Annotated in this window: 22 protein-coding genes and 1 riboswitch; of the genes, 10 read left to right on the plus strand and 12 right to left on the minus strand. The window is 45.0% G+C overall.

All coding sequences use genetic code 11. The annotated features are described in order from the left end of the window. Window positions 1-254: 254 nt before the first annotated feature. Together VKA52_RS10750 and VKA52_RS10755 are read right to left on the minus strand one after the other, a co-directional pair. Entirely contained in the window at window positions 255-422 is a 168-nt protein-coding gene (locus VKA52_RS10750) for a hypothetical protein (RefSeq protein ID WP_202412326.1), read from the minus strand. Window positions 423-483: 61 nt separating this feature from the next. Continuing rightward, a complete protein-coding gene (locus tag VKA52_RS10755; protein WP_326315658.1) occupies window positions 484-1902 on the minus strand; it encodes an NAD(P)H-binding protein in 1419 nt (472 codons plus the stop codon). A 356-nt stretch (window positions 1903-2258) separates the two neighbouring features. Between VKA52_RS10755 and VKA52_RS10760 the strand changes: the two genes are divergently transcribed. The 3 genes from VKA52_RS10760 (at window position 2259) to VKA52_RS10770 (ending at window position 6921) form a co-directional block, all read left to right on the plus strand. After that, window positions 2259-3473: a dicarboxylate/amino acid:cation symporter gene (locus tag VKA52_RS10760; RefSeq protein WP_326315659.1), complete on the plus strand. Its 1215-nt coding sequence runs from the start codon at window positions 2259-2261 to the stop codon at window positions 3471-3473. A 495-nt stretch (window positions 3474-3968) separates the two neighbouring features. Beyond that, window positions 3969-5363 (plus strand): sodium/glutamate symporter, encoded by a 1395-nt coding sequence (locus VKA52_RS10765; RefSeq protein ID WP_326315660.1) that lies wholly within the window; start codon window positions 3969-3971, stop codon window positions 5361-5363. A gap of 163 nt (window positions 5364-5526) precedes the next feature. Beyond that, on the plus strand, window positions 5527-6921 hold the full coding sequence (locus VKA52_RS10770; RefSeq protein ID WP_160910597.1) for a DHA2 family efflux MFS transporter permease subunit: 1395 nt from the start codon (window positions 5527-5529) through the stop codon (window positions 6919-6921). A gap of 63 nt (window positions 6922-6984) precedes the next feature. On the opposite strand, the gene VKA52_RS10775 is transcribed toward VKA52_RS10770, so the two are convergent. Next, window positions 6985-7335, minus strand: coding sequence for a YidH family protein (locus tag VKA52_RS10775; protein WP_160910596.1), 351 nt, complete (start codon window positions 7333-7335; stop codon window positions 6985-6987). 199 nt (window positions 7336-7534) lie between these two features. Here VKA52_RS10775 and VKA52_RS10780 point away from each other — a divergent pair, with 199 nt between their 5' ends. Next, window positions 7535-9184, plus strand: a complete 1650-nt coding sequence (locus VKA52_RS10780; RefSeq protein WP_326315661.1) for an FAD-dependent oxidoreductase — start codon at window positions 7535-7537, stop codon at window positions 9182-9184. A 127-nt stretch (window positions 9185-9311) separates the two neighbouring features. On the opposite strand, the gene VKA52_RS10785 is transcribed toward VKA52_RS10780, so the two are convergent. From VKA52_RS10785 to VKA52_RS10795, 3 genes are all read right to left on the minus strand, one after another. Then, the gene (locus VKA52_RS10785; protein ID WP_160910594.1) at window positions 9312-10619 is read right to left on the minus strand and encodes a PucR family transcriptional regulator; all 1308 of its coding nucleotides are present in this window, start codon (window positions 10617-10619) and stop codon (window positions 9312-9314) included. Window positions 10620-10780: 161 nt separating this feature from the next. Further along, window positions 10781-12328 (minus strand): L-glutamate gamma-semialdehyde dehydrogenase, encoded by a 1548-nt coding sequence (pruA, locus tag VKA52_RS10790; RefSeq protein ID WP_326315662.1) that lies wholly within the window; start codon window positions 12326-12328, stop codon window positions 10781-10783. Between the two features lie 32 nt (window positions 12329-12360). Beyond that, entirely contained in the window at window positions 12361-13278 is a 918-nt protein-coding gene (locus VKA52_RS10795) for a proline dehydrogenase (RefSeq protein WP_326315663.1), read from the minus strand. A gap of 351 nt (window positions 13279-13629) precedes the next feature. Here VKA52_RS10795 and VKA52_RS10800 point away from each other — a divergent pair, with 351 nt between their 5' ends. After that, window positions 13630-14328, plus strand: a complete 699-nt coding sequence (locus tag VKA52_RS10800; RefSeq protein WP_160910591.1) for a bacteriorhodopsin — start codon at window positions 13630-13632, stop codon at window positions 14326-14328. Between the two features lie 135 nt (window positions 14329-14463). Here VKA52_RS10800 and VKA52_RS10805 read toward each other — a convergent pair whose 3' ends face one another. Further along, the gene (locus VKA52_RS10805; RefSeq protein WP_160910590.1) at window positions 14464-14898 is read right to left on the minus strand and encodes a universal stress protein; all 435 of its coding nucleotides are present in this window, start codon (window positions 14896-14898) and stop codon (window positions 14464-14466) included. Between the two features lie 255 nt (window positions 14899-15153). Here VKA52_RS10805 and VKA52_RS10810 point away from each other — a divergent pair, with 255 nt between their 5' ends. The 3 genes from VKA52_RS10810 to VKA52_RS10820 all read left to right on the plus strand — a co-directional run bounded on the left by VKA52_RS10810 (window position 15154) and on the right by VKA52_RS10820 (window position 18015). After that, the gene (locus VKA52_RS10810) at window positions 15154-16203 is read left to right on the plus strand and encodes a fatty acid desaturase (RefSeq protein WP_160910589.1); all 1050 of its coding nucleotides are present in this window, start codon (window positions 15154-15156) and stop codon (window positions 16201-16203) included. A 67-nt stretch (window positions 16204-16270) separates the two neighbouring features. Beyond that, window positions 16271-17401 (plus strand): sensor histidine kinase, encoded by a 1131-nt coding sequence (locus VKA52_RS10815; RefSeq protein WP_160910588.1) that lies wholly within the window; start codon window positions 16271-16273, stop codon window positions 17399-17401. A 2-nt stretch (window positions 17402-17403) separates the two neighbouring features. After that, window positions 17404-18015, plus strand: a complete 612-nt coding sequence (locus tag VKA52_RS10820; RefSeq protein WP_206946428.1) for a response regulator transcription factor — start codon at window positions 17404-17406, stop codon at window positions 18013-18015. 284 nt (window positions 18016-18299) lie between these two features. On the opposite strand, the gene VKA52_RS10825 is transcribed toward VKA52_RS10820, so the two are convergent. Together VKA52_RS10825 and VKA52_RS10830 are read right to left on the minus strand one after the other, a co-directional pair. After that, the gene (locus VKA52_RS10825) at window positions 18300-19559 is read right to left on the minus strand and encodes an MFS transporter (RefSeq protein ID WP_326315664.1); all 1260 of its coding nucleotides are present in this window, start codon (window positions 19557-19559) and stop codon (window positions 18300-18302) included. Between the two features lie 154 nt (window positions 19560-19713). Then, a complete protein-coding gene (locus VKA52_RS10830; protein ID WP_326315665.1) occupies window positions 19714-20136 on the minus strand; it encodes a hypothetical protein in 423 nt (140 codons plus the stop codon). A gap of 892 nt (window positions 20137-21028) precedes the next feature. Beyond that, window positions 21029-21207: riboswitch (Lysine riboswitch) on the plus strand. Window positions 21208-21327: 120 nt separating this feature from the next. On the opposite strand from VKA52_RS10830, the gene dapA reads away from it, so the two are divergent. Continuing rightward, window positions 21328-22224: a 4-hydroxy-tetrahydrodipicolinate synthase gene (gene dapA, locus VKA52_RS10835; protein ID WP_326315666.1), complete on the plus strand. Its 897-nt coding sequence runs from the start codon at window positions 21328-21330 to the stop codon at window positions 22222-22224. Between the two features lie 28 nt (window positions 22225-22252). On the opposite strand, the gene clpP is transcribed toward dapA, so the two are convergent. Both clpP and VKA52_RS10845 read right to left on the minus strand, forming a co-directional pair. Then, window positions 22253-22834, minus strand: a complete 582-nt coding sequence (gene clpP, locus VKA52_RS10840; protein ID WP_326315667.1) for an ATP-dependent Clp endopeptidase proteolytic subunit ClpP — start codon at window positions 22832-22834, stop codon at window positions 22253-22255. A 15-nt stretch (window positions 22835-22849) separates the two neighbouring features. Beyond that, the gene (locus tag VKA52_RS10845; protein WP_326315668.1) at window positions 22850-23506 is read right to left on the minus strand and encodes a sigma factor-like helix-turn-helix DNA-binding protein; all 657 of its coding nucleotides are present in this window, start codon (window positions 23504-23506) and stop codon (window positions 22850-22852) included. A 161-nt stretch (window positions 23507-23667) separates the two neighbouring features. On the opposite strand from VKA52_RS10845, the gene VKA52_RS10850 reads away from it, so the two are divergent. After that, complete coding sequence (locus VKA52_RS10850; protein ID WP_160910580.1) at window positions 23668-23853, plus strand: hypothetical protein; 186 nt, start codon at window positions 23668-23670, stop codon at window positions 23851-23853. A 37-nt stretch (window positions 23854-23890) separates the two neighbouring features. Here VKA52_RS10850 and VKA52_RS10855 read toward each other — a convergent pair whose 3' ends face one another. Then, entirely contained in the window at window positions 23891-24958 is a 1068-nt protein-coding gene (locus VKA52_RS10855; RefSeq protein WP_442788843.1) for a branched-chain amino acid aminotransferase, read from the minus strand. Window positions 24959-25142 lie beyond the last annotated feature (184 nt).

Genomic DNA, 25142 nt, shown 5'->3' on the forward strand with positions numbered 1-25142 from the left:
GTTGGGAAGCTGCGAGACTCCCGTGGGAGAAAGGAGATCGGCGAGATCCCGCAGGGCGTAGCCCGAGGAAGCTCGCCACTCCCCCACAGGAAAGCGAGTAGCTTCCCAGCCATCCCCGACGCCCAATAAGGTAACGAAACCTGAAAACATCTCGAAACTGAGTCTTCCACAATCCTGCCATATAGTTGAAGTGCATGGGTTTCCAATAAGAAGAAAATCCCCCATACAGCATGAAAGCTGCATAGGGGATTTGGTTACGCGTCAGCGTTGTATCCCAAACGCTCACGGTCGATGTACTCATTCGGAACTTCTCCGAAATGTGTACTGTGGTTTTTGAATTGAGCTTTCCGGCCATTCCGGTGCTCGCCATGGCTCTTTCTTTCCTTGAACTGACGATCCGGCTTTTTTTCCTTGTTGCCCATCCTAATCACCTCGTGTAAAACATAATGTCTTACACGGTTATTATGTTTCGAACTCTAAAATTTATTCATGAACTTGAAAAGAGGGTTCGTGTGTCCCCCATTTCTCTAAATGCCTGCGGAATAAGGCCATGATGACTAAATGAGCTTTAGCCTGGGTGTATTTGTATAAGAACCACGGCAATGAGGGCATATAGTCATGAATAGCTACAATGGCTTCATTTTTCCCAGGAATTTTCCTGAATTCAAGTCTTCCCCTTACGTTTTTCTCTTTGTTGGTCAATCGTCCACCAGATATATAATATAAGGCACGGTCCGATGTACTTCTCTCTGCAGAGTATGTGAATTCAAGAAGCGGTATATCGTTAAAAACCACCCCTATTTGGCAACAATGGGTTTCGTCTACGGTCGCTTTCACCCACGGATTCAATACCTTTTCAAGCCATTTCACATAATACTTCCCAATCCAGTCTGCAGAATGGCCCTGAGGGATCGGAATACGCTGAACAGAGCGGACATCATCCTGCATTGCAGGAAGGTTAGGTCTTTTCGGTTTCCCTTTGGTTTGTTTTTTTTCCTCTTTAAGTGCCCACTCTGCCGCTTCCTCGAAGCGGGTTTTTCCTTCACTGATTCCTGCCACTTTATTTTGGGAATGGGTAACCATTGGGTGAATAAGGCTTTCAATGAGTGGGTATACCATTTCTTTTGGTGCACCCGTCACGAGCCTTACCCATAATTTAGACAAATCAATAGTCAAAAAAGGGACATGGATCATAAAAGGTTTCCTCCCCATAGCGCCCGCGACTTTTTCCATCATTTCTTCATAAGTCATTACATCCGGCCCTCCAACGTCTATCGAACGCCCTTTTAAGCTCTCATCACCGATGCTTTGATCAAGCGATCCGATTACATCCGGTAAGGCTATTGGCTGCGTTTTTGTTTTCGTCCATTGCGGGAGAACCATAAAAGGAAGACGCTTGACTAACTTCTTCAATATCGGAAAGGAAGACCCTCTCGGGCCGACAATAAGTCCTGCCCGGATCGTTGTCACAGGCACTCCATAAGCCCCTAGAATCTGTTCTACTTCAAGACGGCTCTTCAAATGACGGGAAAGTCCTGGTTCGTCTTCAGGAATAATTCCACTCAAATAAACGATTTGCTTAACACCCCTTTTTTTAGCCGCCTGTGCGAAATTATCAGCAAGGATGACATCCATATCTTCAAAAGTTCCCTGGGTCAACTTAGCCGAGGGCATCATGGAGTGTACAAGATATACAGCGATATCTGCACCATCCAGTCCTTTTTCCGCATCAGCCATTGAGTATAAATCGCACGATCGCCAGGTCACTTGTTCACTATTTTCCTTTTCATCTCCATTTCTCGATAAAGCGATGATGTCAGAATGGTCTTTCAGCTTTTCCATCAAGTTTTGTCCTATATATCCACTCGCCCCAGCAAGAGCGACGACAGTTTTTTTCCTCACATCCGCCACTTCCTTTTCGCTTTTTAAACCTAGTACCCTCAGCCTCTTCGTATGTAACACCTATCCTTTGAGTAATACTTTCCGATATGGCAGGATTGTAGAAGGCTCGATTTCAAGATAACTGAGTTCTTTGCTATAGAAGGCTGCCCTTCCATTCAAGGAATGTGAGTAACTATCCCCCTTTACAATATGGAAGATAAATTAAGGGATTTGTGGAAGACTTTGATTAAGAGTGAGTAACTGGTAAGCAATACCGTTGACATCCTTGTCCACATGAATTATCGTACCTTAGTAAACCTCAGTAATCCAATCAGCATTATGCTGTTTAAAATATGAAGGAAAAGGAGGGGTTCACCATGAGTAAGTTGTGGAGAATCTATACACAAACATCATTGATTAAAAAAATCACCGTAGCCTTGATACTCGGTGTATCCGTCGGTCTCCTCTTCGGAGAAGACGCAGCTGTCCTGGCCCCTTTTGGTGACCTATTGCTCCGTCTCTTGAAATTTATCATTGTCCCATTGATCCTGTTCACCCTAATTGTCGGAATTAATCAGACGAACATTGGTTCATTAGGACGCATGGGAGGAAAGGTCTTCCTCTATTATCTGGGGACTTCTGCTCTTGCTATTTTAGTAGGCGTATCCGTGGCTACTTTGTTTAATCCTGGTACAGGGATGAGTCTTGGTAATGAAACCGTTGAGGTTCCTGAAAACCCCGGCTTCACGAGCGTACTCTTAAACATCGTTCCTGAAAATATTCTTACAGCGTTAACAGAAATGAACTTGCTTGGGATCATTTTCACTGCGATTGTCTTTGGTTTAGCACTTTCTTATATGCGTTCTACCAACGCTTATCAAAGCTTGGGAGGCCACTTATACAAAGTCATAGATGGTTTGAATGAGGCGACGTTAATCGTTATGAAGGGGATCCTCCAATATGTCCCCGTCGGTATTTTTGCAATCATCGCTGAAGTGATCGGTACACAAGGGGCGAACACACTGCTGGAATTAGGCAGCTTCGTCGGCGTCCTTTATATAGGTTTACTTGTACAATTAGCTATTTATCTTGTTTTCCTATTTGTAAGTAAACGAAAGCCGACTGCTTTTTTCAAAGAGGCTCGAACGGCTATGCTAACAGCCTTTGTTACACAAAGCAGTTCTGGGACGCTTCCAGTCACATTAAATGCTGCGAAAAACCTGGGATTGAATAAAAGCTTGTATGGCTTCAGCCTTCCACTAGGAGCGACGATCAATATGGATGGTGCAGCCATTCGTATTGCAGTATCTGCCGTCTTCGCTGCCAATATTATCGGGGATCCATTAAGCTTTGTATCCATCCTTCAGATCGTGCTTGTTGGAACACTCGCTTCTGTCGGAACAGCCGGAGTTCCAGGTGCCGGAATCATCATGATTGCGACTGTGTTCTCTCAAGTCGGACTGCCTATGGAAGCAGTGGCCCTTCTTGCATCTGTTGATGTTCTGATCGGTATGGGGGCCACAGCCCTAAACGTAACCGGCGATCTTGTCGGAACTTCACTCATTAACAAAACAGAAAAAAAACAATCCTAAATCCGAAACCCTCCGTCCTATACAGACGGAGGGTTTTTTTGCTATATGGCAGTATTGTGGAGGTCTTAGTTTCGAGACTTTTGTTGAGTGGATGAGGCTGCGGGGAATGACTCGCTTTCCCCACTTCCCTCAACCATTTAAGCTGACCCTTTTAGAAGTGGTTTCGAGACACTTATAAGGTCAAGGGGCGGAGGGAAACGATGAGACTCCTATGGGGCGTGTGGGACAGGTGAGACCCCGGAAGGCGTAGCCTGAGGAGGCTCACCGCCCGCCCCATGGAAAGCGAACCTTTTCCCGGAGCCCCTAGAATCACACGAACATCTCGAAACTGAGTCTTCAAGTATAGGGAGCTTTAGTGGAAGAAATGAAAAATTTATTTATCGACAAAGTTTTTAGTGAAAATGTAGTTTCAAGAAAACAATGACAAGGGAAAGTGAGTAAATGTTAAAACTATACAAATGGGAAAACATCCCCTTTTAAGAAAGAGGTGACCATATGACTCCGAATGAAATAGGTTTCGCCCTTCTTTACATCGGTGTCTTCCTTTTGATCGGTAAAATCATCCGTGTCAAATGGACGTTACTACAAAATTTATTCTTACCCTCATCCATTATCGGAGGGTTTATTGCACTCTTCCTTGGCCCGCAGGTACTCGGGAAATTCATGCCGGAAGACACTTTCTTCTCCAACGGTATTATGACGGAATCCATTATAGAAGTATGGTCTGCCCTACCCGGACTCATGATCAATGTAGTATTTGCTGCTCTTTTCCTTGGAGCTGCCATTCCAAAGTTAAAAGATATTTGGTTTTACGCTGGTCCTCAGCTGGCGCTTGGATGGTCGGTAGGCTGGGGGCAGTATGTGGTCGGAATCACCCTTGCCGTCCTCATTTTAGTCCCATTCTTTGATCTCCCTGCCATGTCAGGAGCCTTGATTGAAGTTGCTTTTGAAGGTGGTCACGGGACGGCAGCCGGTATGGCAAGTACTTTCGAGGAGCTCGGCTTTGCTGAAGCTTTCGATTTAGCGATCGGCCTTGCGACCATCGGTGTATTGTCCGGTGTTATTTTTGGCATCATCCTCATCAACTGGGGGGTTCGTAATAAGAAGACGAAAGTGATTGAAGATGTGGAAGACTTTTCTGATTTGAGAAAGCGTGGAGTGATGGAATATCAAAACCGCGAACCAGCGGGTAAAATGACCTTACGTCCTGAATCAATCGAACCGTTATCTTTCCATATATCCATTGTATTTATCGCTATTTTACTCGGTTGGTTATTGTTGCAAGGGTTAATTGGTCTTGAATCTATCACCATCGGATCTGATTTTATGAGCTATATCCCACTATTCCCGCTTGCGATGATCGGCGGAATCGCTCTTCAAATCTTTTTCAGCAAAAAGGACAAGTACAATCTTGTTGACCGGAGAATGATTAACCGAATCCAGGGACTTGCACTTGATATCCTTATTTTGACGGCTATTTCTACAGTTTCGCTGGATGTCATCGGCGAATATCTCGTCCCCTTTGTCATTCTGGCGGCTGCAGGGATTGCCTGGAACTTATTCGGATTTCTCGTGCTTGCTCCCCGAATGATTCCACAGTACTGGTTTGAGCGTGGTATTGGAGACTTTGGTCAATCGATGGGTGTTACCGCAACAGGCTTACTGTTAATGCGCGTCGTCGATCCAGACAATGAGTCCCCCGCTTTTGAAGCCTTCGGGTACAAACAGCTCTTTTATGAACCCTTCCTAGGTGGAGGGTTTGTGACAGCCTTATCCGTTCCGTTCATTGCTCAATTCGGGCCATGGCCGACACTGATTGTAGCGGTCGCCATGACAGCAATCGGTATCTTTTTCGGGCTCTTTTACTTTGGAAAAAAGAAAGCAGCCTAAGCAACAACAACGTCTGCCCTTAGCAGGCGTTGTTTTTTTGCTGACTAAATCTTAGGTTCCTAATTTTTAATGAAGAATTATATGCTGAATACTGAACAAAAAACGTTTCATATGGTATGATATTTAATTAGTTGCCTAAGTATTTTAGAAAGAAGGTTAAATCATGTCATCTCAAGAAATTAACCGTGTCCCTTTGATGATTGTGCTTATATCAGGCGCCTTTGTGGCCATATTAAATCAGACCCTATTAGCTACTGCCCTGCCTCACATCATGGCCGATTTGAATCTGGATGCGAATACAGCGCAATGGTTGCAGTCAATCTTTATGTTAGTAAATGGAATTATGATTCCTATTACAGCTTTTTTAATCGAACGTTTTTCTACAAGAGGACTGTTTATGACAGCGGTGGGATTATTCGCTTTTGGTACACTTATCTGCGGAATAGCCCCTAACTTTTCGATTCTTCTCACAGGAAGAGTCCTGCAGGCCTCTGGTGCCGGCATTATTCTGCCATTAATGCAGACGATTATGTTCCTCGTTTTCCCTATTGAAAAAAGAGGATCTGCGATGGGCATGTTCGGACTCGTCATTGCCTTCGCACCGGCCATCGGACCGACATTGTCCGGCTGGCTCGTCGAGCAGTTCCCGTGGAGAAGTCTGTTCTTCGTGATTCTGCCGATTGCAATTGCAGACTTGATCGTCGCTTACTTCATCTTGAAAAATGTAACGAAGCAAACGTTCCCTAAAGTCGACCCAATCTCCATCATCCTGTCTACGTTCGGCTTCGGAGGTATTTTATATGGGTTCAGTGTTGCCGGAAGTGCCAGCTTTTTAAGTAGCGAGGTCCTCCTTTCTCTAGCTGTCGGAGCTGTCACGTTGACGCTGTTCATCACCCGACAAATGAAATTGGAAAAACCGATTTTGGAATTCCGTATTTTCAAATACAAAGTCTTCACTCTGACAACTGCCCTCGGCATGATTGTTTTTATCTCCATGATCGGCGGTGCGGTTATTTTACCGATTCTCATGCAGGACATGCTTGGATTCACAGCCTTTGAGTCAGGCTTAATGTTATTGCCTGGCGCATTGTTAATGGGAATCATGAACCCAATCACTGGTCGTCTCTTTGATAAATTCGGTGCACGCTGGCTTGCCATCATCGGTCTCGGACTGCTCTCGGTCTCTACATTTCTGTTTACAAACCTTGATCCATCAACAACGTTCCTATATTTGGCTCTCGTCAATTGTGTCCGTATGTTCGGGATTGCCATGGTGATGATGCCTGTCACAACAGCAGGACTTAACCAGCTGCCCCAGCACTTGATGCCGCACGGAACGGCCATGAACAATACCATGCGCCAAGTTTCCGGTGCCGTGGGTACAGCCATGCTCGTGTCTGTAATGACAAGCCAAACCATTCCTTCTGAAGGAGTGACAGGTCTGATTCATGGAGTGAACGTCTCCTTTATTGTTGCTGGAATTTTCGCCGTTGCCGGTTTCATCATGGCATTTTTCATTAAAAAATCCCGTCATGAAGGGGAATTCAGTAACGCTTAAAGAAATGGTCATATAAGAAAGCCTCGCTGACAGGACAGCGAGGCTTTTACTTTATAGAAGGAATTACACAAAAAATAAATACGTGGTCACCAAAATAAATAGTAAAAAGGCCACCGACGTCATATAGACAATAATACGGTGGGATGATACAAAGCGGTTTTCATTGATGTTCTTCCGCGTTTGATAATAATTCACGGTCGCACCAATAATTGTCATCACGCCAAGAAACAATGAGGAAATGCTGACGAGCATGGCCAGACTATTCGCCACATCCCCAGCCATCGGAAGCGCTGAAACATGGAGTGTCGTAGCTAAAAACCCGATTCCGACAAGGGCAATACTCGTCCGAATCCAAGCTAAATAGGTACGCTCATTAGCTAAATGCTGCTGAATAAGCTTTCTTTCATCGACCATTGAACACCATCTCCTTTTTCCACTATCTATATCTTACAACGTAAGTACTCCATCATGCACGAATCCTCTTTTTAATAGAAAAATTCCGTCACAAAATATACACATAGGGGTATATTGATTTCTTTAGAACCTGAGAGTAAACTGTAGATAAGACTCAATGTGACATATTTCACATTAAGAGCTAAAGGGGAGGATTACGATGGCTAAAAAAATTATCATTGTGGGCGGTGTGGCCGGTGGTGCAACGGCTGCAGCCAGATTAAGACGCCTGAGTGAAGAAAATGAAATCATTATGTTGGAAAAAGGGCCTTATATTTCATTCGCAAACTGTGGTTTGCCCTATTATATTGGAGAAGTGATTAAAGACCGGGACCGGCTCCTTGTCCAAACTGTTGAAGGCATGTCCAAGAAATTCAATCTCGATATTCGCAACCTTAGTGAAGCCACAGAGATTGACCGGGAAAGAAAAACGCTCACCATTCGAAAAGTGGATACTGGTGAAACCTATGAGGAAACATACGATACCCTCATCTTATCCCCTGGAGCGAAGCCAATTATTCCACCTTTTAAAGGCGTGGAAGAAGCTGAAAACTTGTTCACACTACGAACAGTTCCTGATACGGATAAAATTAAAGGATGGGTGGACGATCAAACACCAGAGCATGCGGTCATTATTGGTGGCGGGTTTATTGGCCTGGAAATGGCAGAAAACCTCGTTCATCGTGGCGTAAAAGTGACGATTGTTGAACTTGGCAACCAAGTGATGGCCCCGCTCGATTACGAAATGGCAGCCATGGTCCATAAAGAGTTGAAAAAACACGGAGTGAACTTGATTTTTAATGACGGAGTAAAGTCATTTGAAGACCGGGGAAGAAAAATCCTTTTAGAGAGCGGCCGTTCCATTGCGAGCGATTTAACCATCTTGTCCATTGGTGTCCGACCTGAAAACGACCTTGCTAAAAAAGCGGACCTGGAAATCGGAGATCGTGGCGGCATCGTGGTAAATGAACATCTCCAAACAAAGGATGAGCACATTTACGCCATCGGAGATGCGATTGAAGTCAAAGACTATATCCAGCAAACTCCGACGATGATTCCACTTGCCTGGCCGGCTAACCGTCAAGGGCGCCTTGTTGCTGACCATATCCATGGCAAAACCGTGTCCTATTCAGGTTCATTGGGAACATCCGTAGCAAAAATTTTCGACCTCACCGTTGCGACTACCGGAAATAACGAAAAACTTTTGCAAGCTCTTCAAAAAGATTATGAGGCCATTCATATTCATCCGCTATCAAATGCATCCTATTATCCTGGCGGAAGCCCGGTATCCCTGAAGTTGCTGTTCAATCCGACCACTGGGAGAATACTGGGGGCCCAAGGTGTCGGTGTGAAAGGTGTAGAGAAAAGAATTGATGTAATTGCAACAGCCATTAAAGGGGATTTGAAGGCTGCTGACCTTGCAGATTTGGAGTTGGCGTATGCGCCTCCGTACTCATCAGCAAAAGACCCTGTGAACATGGCAGGTTACGTAGCTTCCAATGTGATCGATGGTGAAGTCTCTGTATTTCACTACCATGAAGTATCGGACCTCCTTGCAGAAGGGGAAATCATTGTAGATGTCAGAGAGCAGAAGGAGAGGGAAAACGGAGTCATTGAAGGGTCCATCCATATTCCTTTAGGAGAGTTAAGAGACCGATTGAGTGAACTGCCTCATGATCGTCCTGTTTATGTGCACTGCCAGGTTGGTTTAAGAGGCTATCTGGCTACCAGAATCCTTACCCATAACGGCTATCAAGCTAAGAACTTGAGCGGTGGTTACAAAACTTACGAAAGCGCCGTCCAAGCATAAGGAAAAGGAGGGGACATAGAATATGTCCCCTCCTTTTATTTCAGCCATGATATTAGTAAATTTCGTTACAACGGATGCTCCAACAACCAGCCTGCAAAACCGACCGATACTTTGACAGGTACCCACGTCATTTGTTTTGCACCGCTGCTTCGTATCGTTCATAATAGCTATCTACATTATTCAACAACAATAACTCAGTGTATAAATAGGCCTTCATATTAAAATCAGAGAAATCGATGTTCGTAAGCTCCTGGATTTGTTTGATTCGGTAATTCAACGTATTGGGATGGATGAACAGTTCATTGGCTGTCTGCTTTCCTTTCCCGTTATTCGCAAGATAAGCTTCCAATGTAAAAAGGAGTTCCGTCTGCTTTGCTGTGTCATTTTTAATCAAGGTCAGCAAATCTTCACTGTAGTAATCCTCCGAACTGTTTTTTTCGTACAATGCAGCTAAGTATCGGTATAAGCCAAGCTTGGAAAACTCGCGCGGCATCGTTTCAGGACGAGGGCCGATGAAGTTGGCGGTCTCAATGACTTCCAACGCTTCAAGAAAGCTTTTTCGCATATAATAAATCTTCGTGTATTCTTTTCCGACACCAATGAGGAAATGATAGAAATCATCCTCGCCTGTTTCCACTTTGACGACATCAATGAGGTCACGCGCGATATCTCTGGATGAAAAGCGGTCGGCTTCTCTTCCCTCAATAAACAGAATCAGCTGAAATTCGGTTTTCAAGTAATACAGGTGACGGTTTGTGCGGAAACGATTGACTGTGCTCTCCAAGTCATCCAGCATCGACTTGTATTGAGGAGCAGTCACAGAAAAGACGACGATCGAAAAGCGATCCGGGATTTTAAGTTGAGCGAGAGAAGCATCATGACGAAACTGGCTTTCGCTGGCATACTCATGGTGAAGCAGTTGCCAGAGAAGCTCTTCTTTACGACCCTCTTTGGCGTTCTCTTTCATAAATTGGTCATAAATTAGTTTCCCAAGATGGGCGTTAATTTCTTCTAAAAATTCCATTTCCTCCGTGTCCAATGCTTGCTCTGACTCCTGAACCCACACGTACCCCAGTGTATGGCCAAGATGTTTCGCGGCAATGACGACACGCTGTTGGAACCCAAGGTCTTCCATAGGATGGACGCGAATAGGATCTGACTGTTTTTCCAGACGAGTGACGATGCCTTCTTTCTTTAAACGGTCGATAATGAAAATGGGACATTTTTTCGAAAGGATCGTTTTCTGCTGGGTCTGATCAAAATCATCAAACGTTGAACTATAGGCAATCAATTCGAAATTTTTATTTTCAATAATGACAGGCTTCTTCAACTTCGAACTGATCAGCTCTGTCGCTTTATGAATATCTTCTGCCTGAAGGATCAATTCTTTGACTTCCATAGGAATCCTGACCTTTCCGAGTAGGTTGAATGTCATGTATCGTTACCCTCCATTATATCGGTTGTGGCTGGAAAGAAAAAGAAATATATCTAAGGCATTGTGAATAACTCTCATCCTGTTCCTTTCTTTAATTAAAAGAAAACGGTGTTCGTCTAAGAAAAAAAGCTCCCCCAAGTTTGGGAGAGCCTCAGGCTTTTTTAAAACATTTCAGAGATCGTCTTCGCTTGCATGTGTAGAGCAAGGTAGTCAGGTCCTCCGGCTTTGGAGTCTGTACCACTCATCTTGAATCCGCCGAATGGCTGATAACCGACGATGGCGCCTGTACAGTTACGGTTGAAATACAAGTTCCCAACGTGGAAGTCATATTTCGCTTTTTCCAGGTGGTCACGGTTATCAGAGATGACCGCCCCTGTCAGGCCGTATTCTGTATTGTTGGCAATGTCGATGGCTTCATCGAAGTTTTTCGCTTTAGTAAAGCAGACGACCGGTCCGAAAATTTCTTCCTGCTGCATGCGGGAGTCTGGAGCAAGATCTGCAAAGACCGTCGGCTCGATGAAGTATCCTTTCGAGTCGTCCCCTTTACCACCTGTGACAAGGCGTCCTTCTTCTTTGCCGATTTCCATGTAGCTCATGATCTTATCATAAGCGCCCTGGTCAACGACTGGCCCCATATAGACATTCTCTTCCGATGCATTTCCAACAGTCAGCTTCTCGGCACGTTCTTTTACTTTTTCCAACACTTCGTCATACACCTCTTCGTGAACGACGGCGCGGGAACCGGAAGAACATTTTTGACCGGAGAATCCGAAGGCAGAGACGATGATGGCATCGACCGCTGTCTCGATATTGGCTTCCTTATCGACGACGACTGTGTCTTTACCACCCATTTCAGCAATGACTTGCTTCAGGTGATTCTGCCCTTCTTGAATTTCTGCCGCACGCTTGATGATGCGTGTTCCGACATCACGGGAACCTGTAAAGGAAATCAAGGCCGTTTTCGGGTGATCCACAAGATAGTCACCGACTTCGCCACCGCTTCCTGGTACGAAGTTCAAGACACCTTTCGGTAGACCTGCTTCTTCCAGTACTTCTACGAATTTCGCGGCAATGACCGGGCTGTTACTTGCCGGCTTCATGACGACTGTGCTTCCTGTAACCAGTGGAGCGACCGTTGTACCTGCCATGATGGCGAATGCAAGGTTCCAAGGCGGGATAACAACGGCAACACCTGTAGAAGTATAGATGTAGCGGTTTTGCTCACCAGGACGGCTCTCAACTGGCTTTCCTTCCTTCAGTTCGATCATCTGACGTCCATAATACTCAAGGAAATCAATCGCTTCTGCTGTATCAGCATCGGCTTCTTTCCATGGCTTTCCTACTTCGTACACGAGATAAGCGGAAAATTCATGCTTACGACGACGGATAATGTGAGCGGCACGGAACAATAGCTCAGCGCGAGCACGCGGATCCCACTTTCTCCAGTCTTCAAAAGCTGTCGCTGCTGATTGGACGGCTTTTTCGGCTAAATCCTGGTTCGCTTTCGAGACGGTACCTACGACCTGCTTCGTGTCCGCTGGGTTTGTAGAAGTAATCGTATTGTCTGTGCGAATGCGATCGCCATCGATAAGAAGATCATGATGCTGCCCTAATTCTTCTTTCACTTGCTTCAATGCTTCCTCGAAAGCTTTCTTGTTTTCTTCAATTGTAAAGTCTGTGAATGGTTCGTGTTTATAAGGCTGGACCATGATAAAATTCCCCTTTCTAATGTGTAGAAGTTTTATTTACTGAAAACACCTTTTAAAGCAAAGGCGATGTTCGCCGGCCTTTCGGCGAGCCTTCTCATGAAGTACCCGTACCAATCTTCTCCATAAGGAAGATACACTCTCACTTTGTAACCTTCTTTGAGAAGATCTTTCTGCATTTGATTTCTCATTCCATAAAGCATTTGAAATTCAAAGCAGTCTTTCGGAATGGTGTGTTCTTCCACAAGCTTCTTCGTATAATCGACAATCGCATCGTCGTGGCTTGCGATGGCTGTGTAGTTGCCGTTCAACAAGTTCTTCTTGATCAGATGCTTCAAATTATCGTCGACGAGGTGCTTCTCAGGAAAAGCGACTTTGCCAGACTCCTTATAGGCCCCTTTTACAAGACGCAAGTAAGGTTGGCACTCATTCAGTCGATCAAGATCCTCATCGGTTCGATATAGATAAGACTGCACGACCGTACCCAGGTTCGGGTAGTCCTTTTTCAATTCCTGGTAAATATCCAGGGTAGCCCCGCAACGTGACGAGTCTTCCATATCAATGGTGACCGTTATGTCATGCTTCTGGGCTTCCTTCATAATAAGTTCCATATTTTCCATAACCAACTCGCGACTGATGTCCAGTCCAAGCGATGTTAGTTTAAGAGATACCTCCGACTGCAGCTGGTTGCTCGCAATCTGTTGAATACAACGGATGCATTCACCCGCGCGGTCTCTGGATTCTTCCTCACAGTCTACAAACTCTCCTAAATGGTCAACCGTAACGACCAAACCCTCATGGTTCAATTGCTGTATTAATGGAATTGCCTGGGAGAACGTTTCTCCCCCTACTATCTTGTCAGCCCCAAATTTACTGCCAAAGCGCTTAGCAAAGCGATCTAACAACTTATTGTTGGAAAGGTATAAGAAAAAGTTCTTACTGATGGCTTCCAAGATCACCACACCCTTTCATCATTCTCCTATTGATTCACCAAGTGGGCTCGTTAGGTGGAATGGAAGTAATAATGTTTGAACTGTTAAGAAAATTGTAACGAATAGCGCTTACATTCAGCAACGTGTAGCAAACACAAAGATAAGGCTCCAGTTTTATAGTTTAAACACAAAAGCGGCCAAACTTCGTTTATGAAAGACCGCCGACGGGAACACACCTTCCTTTCAATTTGGTTTTTATGGGTTTTTATGGGTATTTATGTAAGACCTGGTACACCAGAATTTGTAAATGTCTAGCTATCTGTTCTTTTGACTAGAATGAGAGGGAATGAGATTGAAGGTTGAGGTGACACGATGAGTGATTATATTGTTTCTCTGCATTGGATCTATACGTTCGTAATGTTGGCAGGTGCTTTGACATTTTTATATTTAAGCAGGAATCCACGCGGTGTACCGAAATATGAGTACGTAATAGCGATCATTATTCCATCATGGTCGGGGGCCGCTTACTTATCGATTGCTTTAGGACAAGGATTGCTTGAACAGCCGGATAAAACTGTTTACTTTGCCCGTTACCTGGACTGGGTGGTAACAACGCCACTCCTTTTGCTTGCACTTGCTTTGACCGCCATGTTTTATGAAAAGAAGAAAGACAAAGCCTTGATTGCAGCTTTGATAGCGGCTGATGTATTTATGATTCTGACGGGCTTGATCGCCGACTTCTCCTCTGAGACCATTAAATACATTTGGTATGTTCTCGGTGTAGTCGCCCTAGTCATTATCCTTTATATTATCTGGTATCCGTTAAGGAAGATTGCCATTAAAGGTGGAGTGGAGCTCAAGAAACATTACCAGCGGACCGCCGCTTACTTAACTGCATTTTGGGTTTGTTATCCGACAGCCTGGATCATAGGCCCCTCTGGAGTCGGATGGACACAGCAGGCCACAGAAATTACGGCATTCATCATCCTTCCCATCTTATCCAAAGTGGGATTCAGTCTTCTCGACGTGGGAGGGCTCAGGCGTCTCAACCTTCCTGGCGTGGATGAGTGATTCATACATGGGGTGATTGGAAATATTTGTATGACCGGGCCATCCAGATTATGGAAGAACTCGCGATACCATCCAAAAATACTACGACCATAAAAAAAAGAAAGCCCGAAGGAACTCCTTCGGGCTTTCTTTTTTCTATTTCATGACTAATACAGGGCAGGTGGCATGCTGTACAACGTTATTGCTCACGCTACCCAATAGCATTTTTTTCACTTTCCCAAGTCCACGGTTACCGACAATGATCAAGTCTACCGCTTTCTCATCCGCATATTTACAGATACTAATTCCAGGGTTTTCTTGTACCTCACTAATGATGACCTCTGTGACAACACCTACTTCAGATGTAGCCATTTCTTCCTTCAGGGCATCCATTTCTGAAGCAAAATTCTCTGCCATTTCGTCTCCGATACTATGAGAGACTGCAGCGTTTGTTGCTGGTCCTGTAGGTTTTACAACAGCTACGATATGAATTTCCCTATTGGGAGTTTCACACGCCTGGTTCCTTGCTTCCCACACCGCTTCTCTACTCATGTCACTCCCATCGTACGCAACGAGAATTCGTTTGGTCATAGGGTAACCCTCCAATGATAGAGTATCAATGTTCACTTCCATTATATCACATTGTAAGCGTTATCTTAATGGTAATCTCAGCAATTGATGAGCAGGGACCAACAAAATTATTCATAACCCTCAACCACTCACCTCCCAAGAAAAGACAAACACCCATGACAAGTGTCATATAAATGTCCTGACGTTTATGTCTTATAAAATGAAGAGGTTTTTCCTATCATAAGTAACATGAAGAAATATGAAGGAGTCGTTATTATGAACAAGGATAAACAACGAGAGCTGAAGAAAAGCGTTTCAGCCTTTGCGAAACCTGATACTAAAGCAGGCATCCGCCAGTTGATCAATACAGTCATTCCATTCGTTTTATTGTGGGTATTGGCCTATGCAAGCCTGTCCGTCTCTGTATGGCTTGCCGTTCCTGTCGCTATGATTGCTGGTGGATTTGTCATTCGTCTTTTCATCATCTTCCACGACTGTACGCATCAGTCGTTCTTGAAAAGCCAAAAGGCCAACCGCATCATAGGAACGATCACAGGCATTCTTACGTTGTTTCCTTTTGATAAGTGGAAACGAAGCCATTCGATTCACCATGCAACAAGCGGGAACTTAGATAAACGCGGCACGGGTGACATCTGGGTCATGACCGTGGACGAGTATATTAAAGCATCGTGGAAAGAAAGACTCGCCTACCGCCTTTACCGTAACCCCATTGTCATGTTTGGTATTGGACCACTATACTTGTTCCTTGTCTCCAATCGTTTCAATCGAAAAGGCGCCAAAAAGAAAGAACGCATGAATACGTATGTGACCAACGCTGCTGTAGTCGCCCTGTACAGCATGATTATTTTTGCGATTGGCTGGGAAGCTTTCTTAATCATTCAAATCCCGGTCCTTTATGTTTCAGGCGTACTGGGCATCTGGTTGTTTTATGTACAGCACCAATTCGAAGATTCTTACTTCGAAGACGAGTCAGAATGGGATTTTGTAAAAGCAGCCGTCGATGGCAGCTCCTATTACAAGCTTCCTAAAGTGCTTCAGTGGGTATCCGGCAATATCGGCTTCCACCACGTGCACCATCTAGCTCCGAGGGTCCCGAACTATGCATTGGAAGAAGCACACGAAAAGACACCTCCTTTAAAACATGCAACAACGATAACGCTGGCTACCAGCTTTGAATCCATCCGATTCCGACTATATGACACAGAAAATAAAACATTCGTATCCTTCAAGGAAGTGAAACCACTCCTAAAAAAGAAGCGCCTAGCCATGCTAGACCAAAGGCAGCCAAGCTTACAGGATGAATAAAGAAGTTGAAAGTCCATTCCCTCGAATGGGCTTTTCCTTTATGCTAAGAAAAAGGAGGTGCACCCGCATGCAGAACTGGTATCAAATTATCCCGAAAAATACAGGGCTGAGCATATACGTCTGGATTATTTTTTGTCTCCTGCCCTTTTTCTTTATTTTCCGTTCTTCATCCATGTACGAAATGCTGTTCGGCATTCTGATGACGCTGATCTTCTTCCTTGCCTACCGGTTGTCATTCATATCCAACAGCCGATTCGTCTATTTATGGGTAAGTGTGGAGATGGCCATCAGTATCGTCATGACGGCTCTGTTCGGGTACATCTATTTCGCTCTCTTCATCGCCTATTTCATTGGAAACATCAAACATCTGGGCGGTTTTTTATCTTTATATATCGTCCATTTGACGTCTACACTGATTGCGATTACAACGACATTCATTTACCAAATTGATTCTCTTTTCCCGAACCTTCCTTTCATTATCGTGACCGTGATCGGGGTTATTCTCCTTCCATTTACTGTCCGATACCGGAACCAGCAACAAAAACTCGAAGGGGAATTGGAAGATGCAAATGAACGAATTTCGCAACTCATGGTCATTGAAGAGCGCGAAAGAATTGCGAGAGACCTCCACGATACACTTGGACAAAAGCTTTCGATGATTGGTTTAAAAAGTGACCTCGCCCGCAAGTTAATGACGGCCCAACCGGAAAAGGCTAATAAAGAAGTGGAAGATATCCGCAACACAGCCAGGACAGCTTTGAAGGAAGTCAGGGAGATGGTATCGAATATGAAAGGGACGAAGCTCGAAGATGAAATCGTCCGCGTCCAGCAGATTATCGAAGCGGCAGAAATGCACTTTCAGTTTGAAGGAGACCCAAACGTCACCAACACTCCCCTGCTCGTGGAAAATGTACTCAGCATGTGCTTGAAGGAAGCTGCGACAAATATTGTAAAACACAGCAAAGCAACGACCTGCCTTGTCACTATAGAACAGTCCCCAACTGAAATACTCATCAGTATTGAAGATAATGGAAAAGGCCTCCCCGCCTCGCTGGAGCCCTTTCGTGGCAATGGATTACAAGGCATGCGCGAACGCCTCGAATTTGTGAACGGAAAGCTTGAAATTGAATCGAGAAATGGAACGAAACTACAGTTCCACGTTCCTAACGTCATCAAAAACAAAGAAAAGGAGGGATAAGCATGATCCGGATTGTGATTGCCGAAGACCAGCGCATGCTTCTTGGGGCCCTTGGAGCACTTCTTGATTTAGAAGACGGCATGGAGGTTGTGGGTCAGGCTCAAAACGGTGAAGAAGCCTGTGAGCTAGTAAGAAAATTAAAACCGGATGTGTGCATTATGGATATTGAAATGCCGGTGAAGGATGGACTGGATGCTGCTGAAGAATTATATGAAGAGCCGTGCAAAGTGATCATTTTAACAACATTCGCCCGCCCTGGCTACTTCGACCGCGCTCGTCGCGCCGGTGTCAGTGGATACTTGCTAAAAGACAGCCCTAGTGAAGAGCTTGCCACAGCCATTCGTAAAATTACCAATGGACAACGTATCTTTGATCCAGAACTCGTCGACCTGGCGTTTACCCAGCAAAATCCCTTAACAGAACGTGAGCGTGAAGTCATCCAACTGATGGCAGATGGAAAAAACACTAAAGACATCTCACAGGAGTTGTTCATCACCCCTGGAACCGTGCGTAACTACGTTTCTGTCATTTTGGAGAAATTAGAAGTCAGCAACCGTATCGAAGCTATATCAAGGTTTAAAGAAAAAGGCTGGTACAAAAAATCCCGCCGTTGATTGTTTCAGGAACTCTCTCTAGAAGGTGATACCTTGGAGGACAACTCCCTCCCCTTAGACTGTTCGTTCCAAGAAACTTACCCACACGCACACACTAACACGTCCACCTGCCTACAATTGCATTCCATAGGAACGTGAAAAAACCTCGCCGCTTAGGTGAGGTTTCTATATTTGAAGCTTGAAACGGCGGACTTGTTCGTTTAATAGGTCAGCAAAGTTTTATAGGTCTTCAGCCGGTTCTTATCTCGAAAGAGGAACCTGAAACCTTCTTAGCTCCTGGTTTTTTATTGGATGTCTCTCAGCTCTTTAAATTTAAAGAAAATAAACACAGAATACAAAGTTACTAAGATTGCACCGACCGCCATAATATGATGGATGGAAATGCCGAAAGCTAAAACCCCTGATGTTATGGCATAACTGACAGGGATGAGTCCCATAGAAGCAAGCGAAATGAGCCCCATTACCCTCCCAAGCATCTTCTCTTCAATTAAACTCTGAATCGCAGCAACGAATGGAATATTGGAACCCGATAAGGCGAACCCGAAGATTCCGAGACAAAGAATACTCATCCAAAGTTCCGTTGTGAAGCTGAGTCCTGTAAACGCCGTTCCCGCTATGACTAGAGACAAAATACCAATTTTCCCTCGGTTCTTTTTCACATTCAACACACCCACCACGATCGAACCAAGCAGCATCCCCACGGCCAAACCTGCTTCAAGAAAGCTGAAATCCATGGCTGTCCCTTCTAAAATGGTCTTCACAAATAACGGAAGCCCCATTGTCAAAGGACCGACTAAGAATAGATTCATAAAAATTGTCGTCAGAACGACAAGTGAAATCACACGGGAATTTTTCACGTATAGCAAACCTTCCTTAAAGTCATCCCAAAACCTTTTTTGTTCCTCCGACTCTCCTTTCAGTCTTGGTACACGCATAAAGAAAATGAGAGCACTCGCCACGATGAGCATGACCGCTGTTGTCGCAAACACAATTTCATAGTTTCCAAAGGCAATGATGACTCCGGCAAGCATAGGAGCAAGGATGAAGGAGGTCTGGTTGGTCATTTGAATAATGGAATTGCCTCTCGTCAAGTTATCTTTATGAATGATCGAAGGAATGACAGCACTTTCTGCTGCCCAGAAGAAAGCATCCAGAATGCCGAAGAAAAAGGCGAACGTCACAAACGTCCATAACGTAATCCCTCCAAACATAAACCAGACGACAAGACCAATCAGGAGCAGACCACGGATGAAATCTGACAAAAACATGATTTTCGTCTTATCAAAGCGATCCGCCACCGTTCCACTGATAATCATAAATACTACCCGTGGAATACTGACAGCAATATATAGAATGCCAAGCGAAGCCTCTAAACCTAATACGTTTACGACATACCAGCTCTGCGAAAAAAGGAAAAAGGAAATACCGAAGCTTGATAAAAGTGCCGCTCCCCAGAGCAGCAAAAAGTTTCGATTCTTAAATATGGATGGAATCTCTTTCGATTCTGTTTCTGATTGTTGCATCGCCATTTCATGAACTGTCATTTGAATCACACCTTCGTTTGTTATTGGTTGATTTTATTATATAAAAGGTTCATAGCTTCAGCGATGTGCCCGGGAATGAGTCTTCATCCGCCTCGAGGCTGAAATTCTCCCCGTCTATGTAAAAAGAGGTTTGCCTTTGCAAACCTCTTGGATATCAGCCACCCATGTATTGACTACGGCAGCGATTAATACAATTAAAATACGCTTGGTCATTGGATCCAAACTGTGCGGCACAATTGTTGATGCATGTTCGGTACAGATCGTGCTGGCTTTGGCCTGATGGTGGAAACGCTCCTCCCCACGAACCTCCGGGTTGGAAACCTCCGTTGTATCCAGGAGGCAGACCACCAGGACCTACCCACTGCCCAGGAGAAGACGGCTGCGGTTGCCAGCCTCCACCACCTGAACCTCCCCACGGAAACGGCTGCTGCCACTGTCCGCCCGTTCCACCACCCCACATGCCTGGGGGAAGCATTCCTCCAAAACCTCCTCCAGCACCCGGGTTAAACATCCCACCCCCACCGAACACGACCCGGTTCTGATCTCCGAAACTATAATTACTTGGATATTGATTCATTTGATCCGCCCTTTCTAAAAAAATCATACACCCTATATTAAGAACCCAACCCACAAATCGTGCCTATCCTCACCATTTCTCCTTAATGAAGAAACGCTCCCTTTAGTTGAAGACTCAGCTTCGAGACTTTTTTTGGGTAGATAGGGGCTTCGGGGAATAGCTCGCTTTCCGCGGGAGTGCGGTGAGCCTCCTCGGACTGCGTCCTGTGGAATCTCACCAAGCATTTTTTCCTCGTAGATATCCGGTTCCGGCGCCTAGCGGCTAGTGAGACTTCCCTCGCTTCTGTACGATAAGTCAACATCGAATCACTTCGTTCTTCGTGTTTCCTTTATCCCCGACAGCTCAGTCCAGTCCATACGCCGCTGATCCAGGCGCCTGCACACTTAAGGTAGGAGTCTCGCCATTCCCCTCCGCCCCTTTGCCATATAAGTATCTCGAAACCACTTCCAGGAAAGTGAAGCAACATGGATTCTTCAAGCGCATCTATAATGATAAAGCCTGTTACAGAGCGCTTTATCATTATAGATTCAGGATTTGTGAAAGACACTCATACCAGGCAAAGGGGGCCGTTTCTCACCGTTATTGTATGGCGTGGTTGGGAAGCTGCGAGACTCCCGTGTGAGAAAGGAGATCGGCGAGATCCCGCAGGGCGTAGCCCGAGGAAGCTCGCCACAAGCGAGTAGCTTCCCAGCCACCCCTGACGCTCAACCCGGGCAACGAACCCTAGATAGTCTCGAAACTGAGTCTTCCACAATCCTGCTATATAGATTAGGATAAGAACCTCAAAAATTTTGTCGAATCGTTTGTTCCCTTGTCTTACCACTTGTAAGATGGATACTTTTTTGATAGTCTTTTAACTAACTAAATATTTTCTTATTTCAAATGATTTTGAAGTAAGGATAGAGGTGCAATGACATGAGTACACTTGTCGGAGGAGAATGAGCTCCTGTGATGAAGGTGGAAAGGGGAAATTGCCGAAGCGAAAGGGATCTCATATCCCTGATGCTGGTTCTGCTGCTGAACAAGTACAGAACTGTCATATAGGAAACTATATGGAGGGCTATCTTACGCAGGAACGGTTAAAAGTTTCTACGGCAGCAACGAAGCCCTCGTTGCTGCCGTTTTTATTTTGACTGCCCTAGCCCTCACAACCTCGAACGTATTCAAAATTCTAAACAAAGGTGTGAGGTTATGAATTTCGGCCAGGTATTAACAGCAATGGTGACCCCATTTGACAGAGAAGAGAACATTGATTTTGATGCAACCCGGACGTTAGTCAACCACTTGATCGAAAATGGTTCGGACGGCCTTGTCATTGCAGGTACAACCGGTGAATCACCGACATTAACGACAGAAGAGAAAGTGAGTCTCTTCAAGTTCGTTGTCAAAGTGGTTGACGGAAGAGTTCCTGTCATTGCAGGGACCGGATCCAATAACACGAGAGCGTCCATCCATTTAACTGAAAAAGCCGAGGAAATCGGCGTCGACGCTGTCATGCTCGTGACCCCTTATTACAACAAGCCAACTCAGGAAGGTCTTTACCAGCACTTCTCTACAATTGCAAGATCCACATCACTTCCGGTGATGCTCTACAACATTCCAGGAAGAAGCGTCATCAATATGGAGCCGGATACCGTCATTCGCTTATCTCAAATCAAAAATATTGTGGCGATTAAGGAAGCTAGCGGTGACCTTGATGCAGCAACGGCAATTATTCGTGAAACATCCGATGATTTTGCCGTTTACAGTGGGGAGGACTCCAATACACTTCCATTCATCTCTATCGGAGGTACAGGAATCGTATCCGTCTCCTCCCATGTGATTGGAAATGAAATGCAGCAGATGATCCAAAGTTTTCGCGAAGGTGACTTTGCTTATGCCGCCCGCTTTCACCAAAAGCTTGTACCTGTCATGCATGCCATCTTTTCTGCCCCAAGCCCGTCCCCTGTGAAAGCAGCGCTGAATGCTAAAGGTGTAGAGGTCGGCGGGGTCCGTCTTCCGCTCCTGCCGCTTACAGAAGAAGAACAAAAGCATGTACTCGGTGAACTTGAAAAAGTACAACCAAAAGAAGCGGTAAAGGCTTCATAAGAAAAACCGCCCATCATGGGCGGTTTTTTCATTTTTTGTGGACAATCTCATCGATGATCCCGTATTCCTTCGCTTCTTCCGCACTCATAAAATAATCACGATCGGTATCTTCTGCCACCTTTTCTACAGGCTGCCCCGTGCGTTCGGCGATGATTTCATTGATATGCTGCCTTAATTTAATGATTCTTTTCGCGGAAATCTCTATATCAGCTGCCTGGCCGCGTGCTCCTCCAAGCGGCTGGTGAATCATGATTTCACTATTCGGCAGAGCATACCGCTTTCCTTTTGTCCCTGCCACCAAAAGCATCGCCCCAAAAGAAGCCGCTATTCCGGTACAGGTCGTTCGTACATTCGGCTGGATATACTGCATCGTATCCAGGATAGAAAACCCTGCAGTCGTCGACCCACCGGGGCTGTTGATATACAAGGAAATATCTTTTTCCGGGTCATCCGCTGCCAGGTATAAAAGCTGGGCGACAATGCTGTTGGCCATGTGGTCATTGATTTCTTCACTTACCATAACGATTCGGTCTTTCAAAAGCCGGGAGTAGATGTCGTAGGACCTCTCTCCTCTGCTCGTCTGTTCAATGACATAAGGAATCGTATTCATCAGATTTTCCTCCTTTTATGCTGCTAAGGAGAGATCGTTTAAAGGTGATGCTGGAAGCTGATTTCTGGAAGCTGGTTTAAGGAGGATGGGGATCTTTTCAATCAATACAGCTGGATCCTGTATGGTTAGCGTTCTAACCAAGGTTTGGTAAAGAAGATCGTCCTCTGAGCGGGTACGCATGATTTGAAGCCTTTCCACCTCTGCACACCTGCTCAGATTGTCACGCGAGCGCTTCAATAATGCCTTCACCCCTGTTTCTTTCATTTGGAGCAGTTCTGCTATTTCAGAAATCTTATAATGAAAAGCTACCTTCAAAATAAAGGTAAGCATCTGCTTCACCGTTAATTTCTCTAACAGAAGCTGAACCAATGTTTCATCGACAGTTTCTTCTTTTATTACACAATCAGCCGATGCGCTTTTCACCAAGGGTACCATTTTTTCCTTGCGCTTTTGATCTACCCAGACATGGTAGGCGATTTTCTTAAGAAGGGCTGGTTGTATATCATCCGCATCATAATGCTCATACGCCCTTGCCACCGACTCCTGGGCAAGATCTTTTCCGTCCCATCCATCGCCCGTTAAGAAATGACAATAGCGTAATAATTTCTCATAGTTCTCCTCGATATCCTCAAGCCAGAGCTTCCAATTGAGTTGACTCGTATCCAGTTCCACTTTTCACACTCCTTTCGACCTCTCACAGCTATAACGGAAAAATCCATGAAAAAGATATGGGTACTTCTACTTTTATTCTACTGTGCTCATCTAAACACCTTTGGTTAAAAAAGGTTAAGGTTATCCATTTTGGGTTAAAGGTTGGAAAAAGGAGGGATAATGTGTCCACTCGGAAGAATCAGAAAAAAGACATGGCCCGCTTCCTTTTTCTTCTCGCTGTCATCATGCTTAGTCCTTTTCTACATGAAGCATTCGGTTGGTTTGTGAGCCTTGCGATCGTTTTCCTTCTCTACTTCATCTTAATGTCCCTGATCACTTTCCTGAATCAAGAGACAAATGACCATTAAAAAAGCCTCAGGTATTAACAAACCTGAGGCTTCCCTTTTATACTTCCACTGTCCAACCATAACGATCTTCTTTTCTTCCCCGCTGAATCCCTGTGATGGTATCATAAAGCTCCTGCGAGAGGGCACCGATTTCATGGTTGTTGATGACCATCTTCTTACCGAGCCAATTCAACTCCCCGACCGGCGAAATGACGGCTGCGGTACCTGTTCCGAATGCTTCCTCAAGTTTCCCATCTTCATAGGCCTGATACAGTTCATCAATGGAAATCCTGCGTTCGGTTACAGGAATTTCCCATTTTCGTAAAAGCTCAAGAATTGACGTACGCGTAATTCCCTGAAGAATGCTTCCACTCAATGCTGGAGTCACGATTTCTCCATCAATTTTGAAAAAGATATTCATACTTCCGACTTCTTCGATGTAGCGTTTTTCCACCCCATCAAGCCAAAGGACATCGTTGTTTCCTTCCTCTACGGCTTTCGCTTGAGCCTGATAGCCAGAAGAATAGTTGCCGGCAGTTTTCGCCATACCGGTACCGCCTTTGACCGCACGTGTGAATTTGTCTTCCACGTTGATCGTTACCGGTTTGATGCCACCTGAGAAATACGGCCCGACCGGTGATAAGATCACCATCAGTTTATATGATTTGGACGGAGCCACGGCAAGGCTTGGTTCTGTCGCAATAATAAATGGTCGTATGTACAACGACGTTCCTTCAAAAGAAGGGACCCAGTCTTTTTCGAGCTGAACCAATTCTTTCAAGTAACCGAGCACTTCTTCTTCATCGACCGGTGGGATGCTCAAACGGTCACTGGATAAATTCAAGCGCTCAAAGTTTTTTTCAGGCCGGAAAAGAAGCACGCGGTTATCATCCGTGCGGTAGGCTTTCAATCCTTCAAAAACGGTCTGTCCATAATGGAAGATCATAGCTGCAGGATCGAGCGTTAGCGGTTCATAAGGTACGATTCGTGGTTCATGCCATCCTTTATCCTCTTCATAATCCATCACAAACATATGATCCGTGAAGGTTCGTCCAAAAGGAATCTTTTCACTTTCTGGTTTGGTTTTTTTATGGGTTGCTTCGACGATGTTCAATGACATTTTCATGACTCCTTTTCTTTGGTGGTCTTCGAATATTAGTATCCATTCTACGCCCATCCTCTTCTTTTTTAAAGGGCCTTTGACGGAATGATCAAAAATTTTTTACCACACTGCCGCTTTCTTGTAGTAAAATGCGCGGACCACTCATCTTTTGCTATACTATGAAAAGGTAAAATACGGAAAGGTGGTG

Source organism: Halobacillus sp. HZG1 (assembly GCF_035818575.1).
Lineage (GTDB): Bacteria > Bacillota > Bacilli > Bacillales > Halobacillaceae > Halobacillus > Halobacillus litoralis.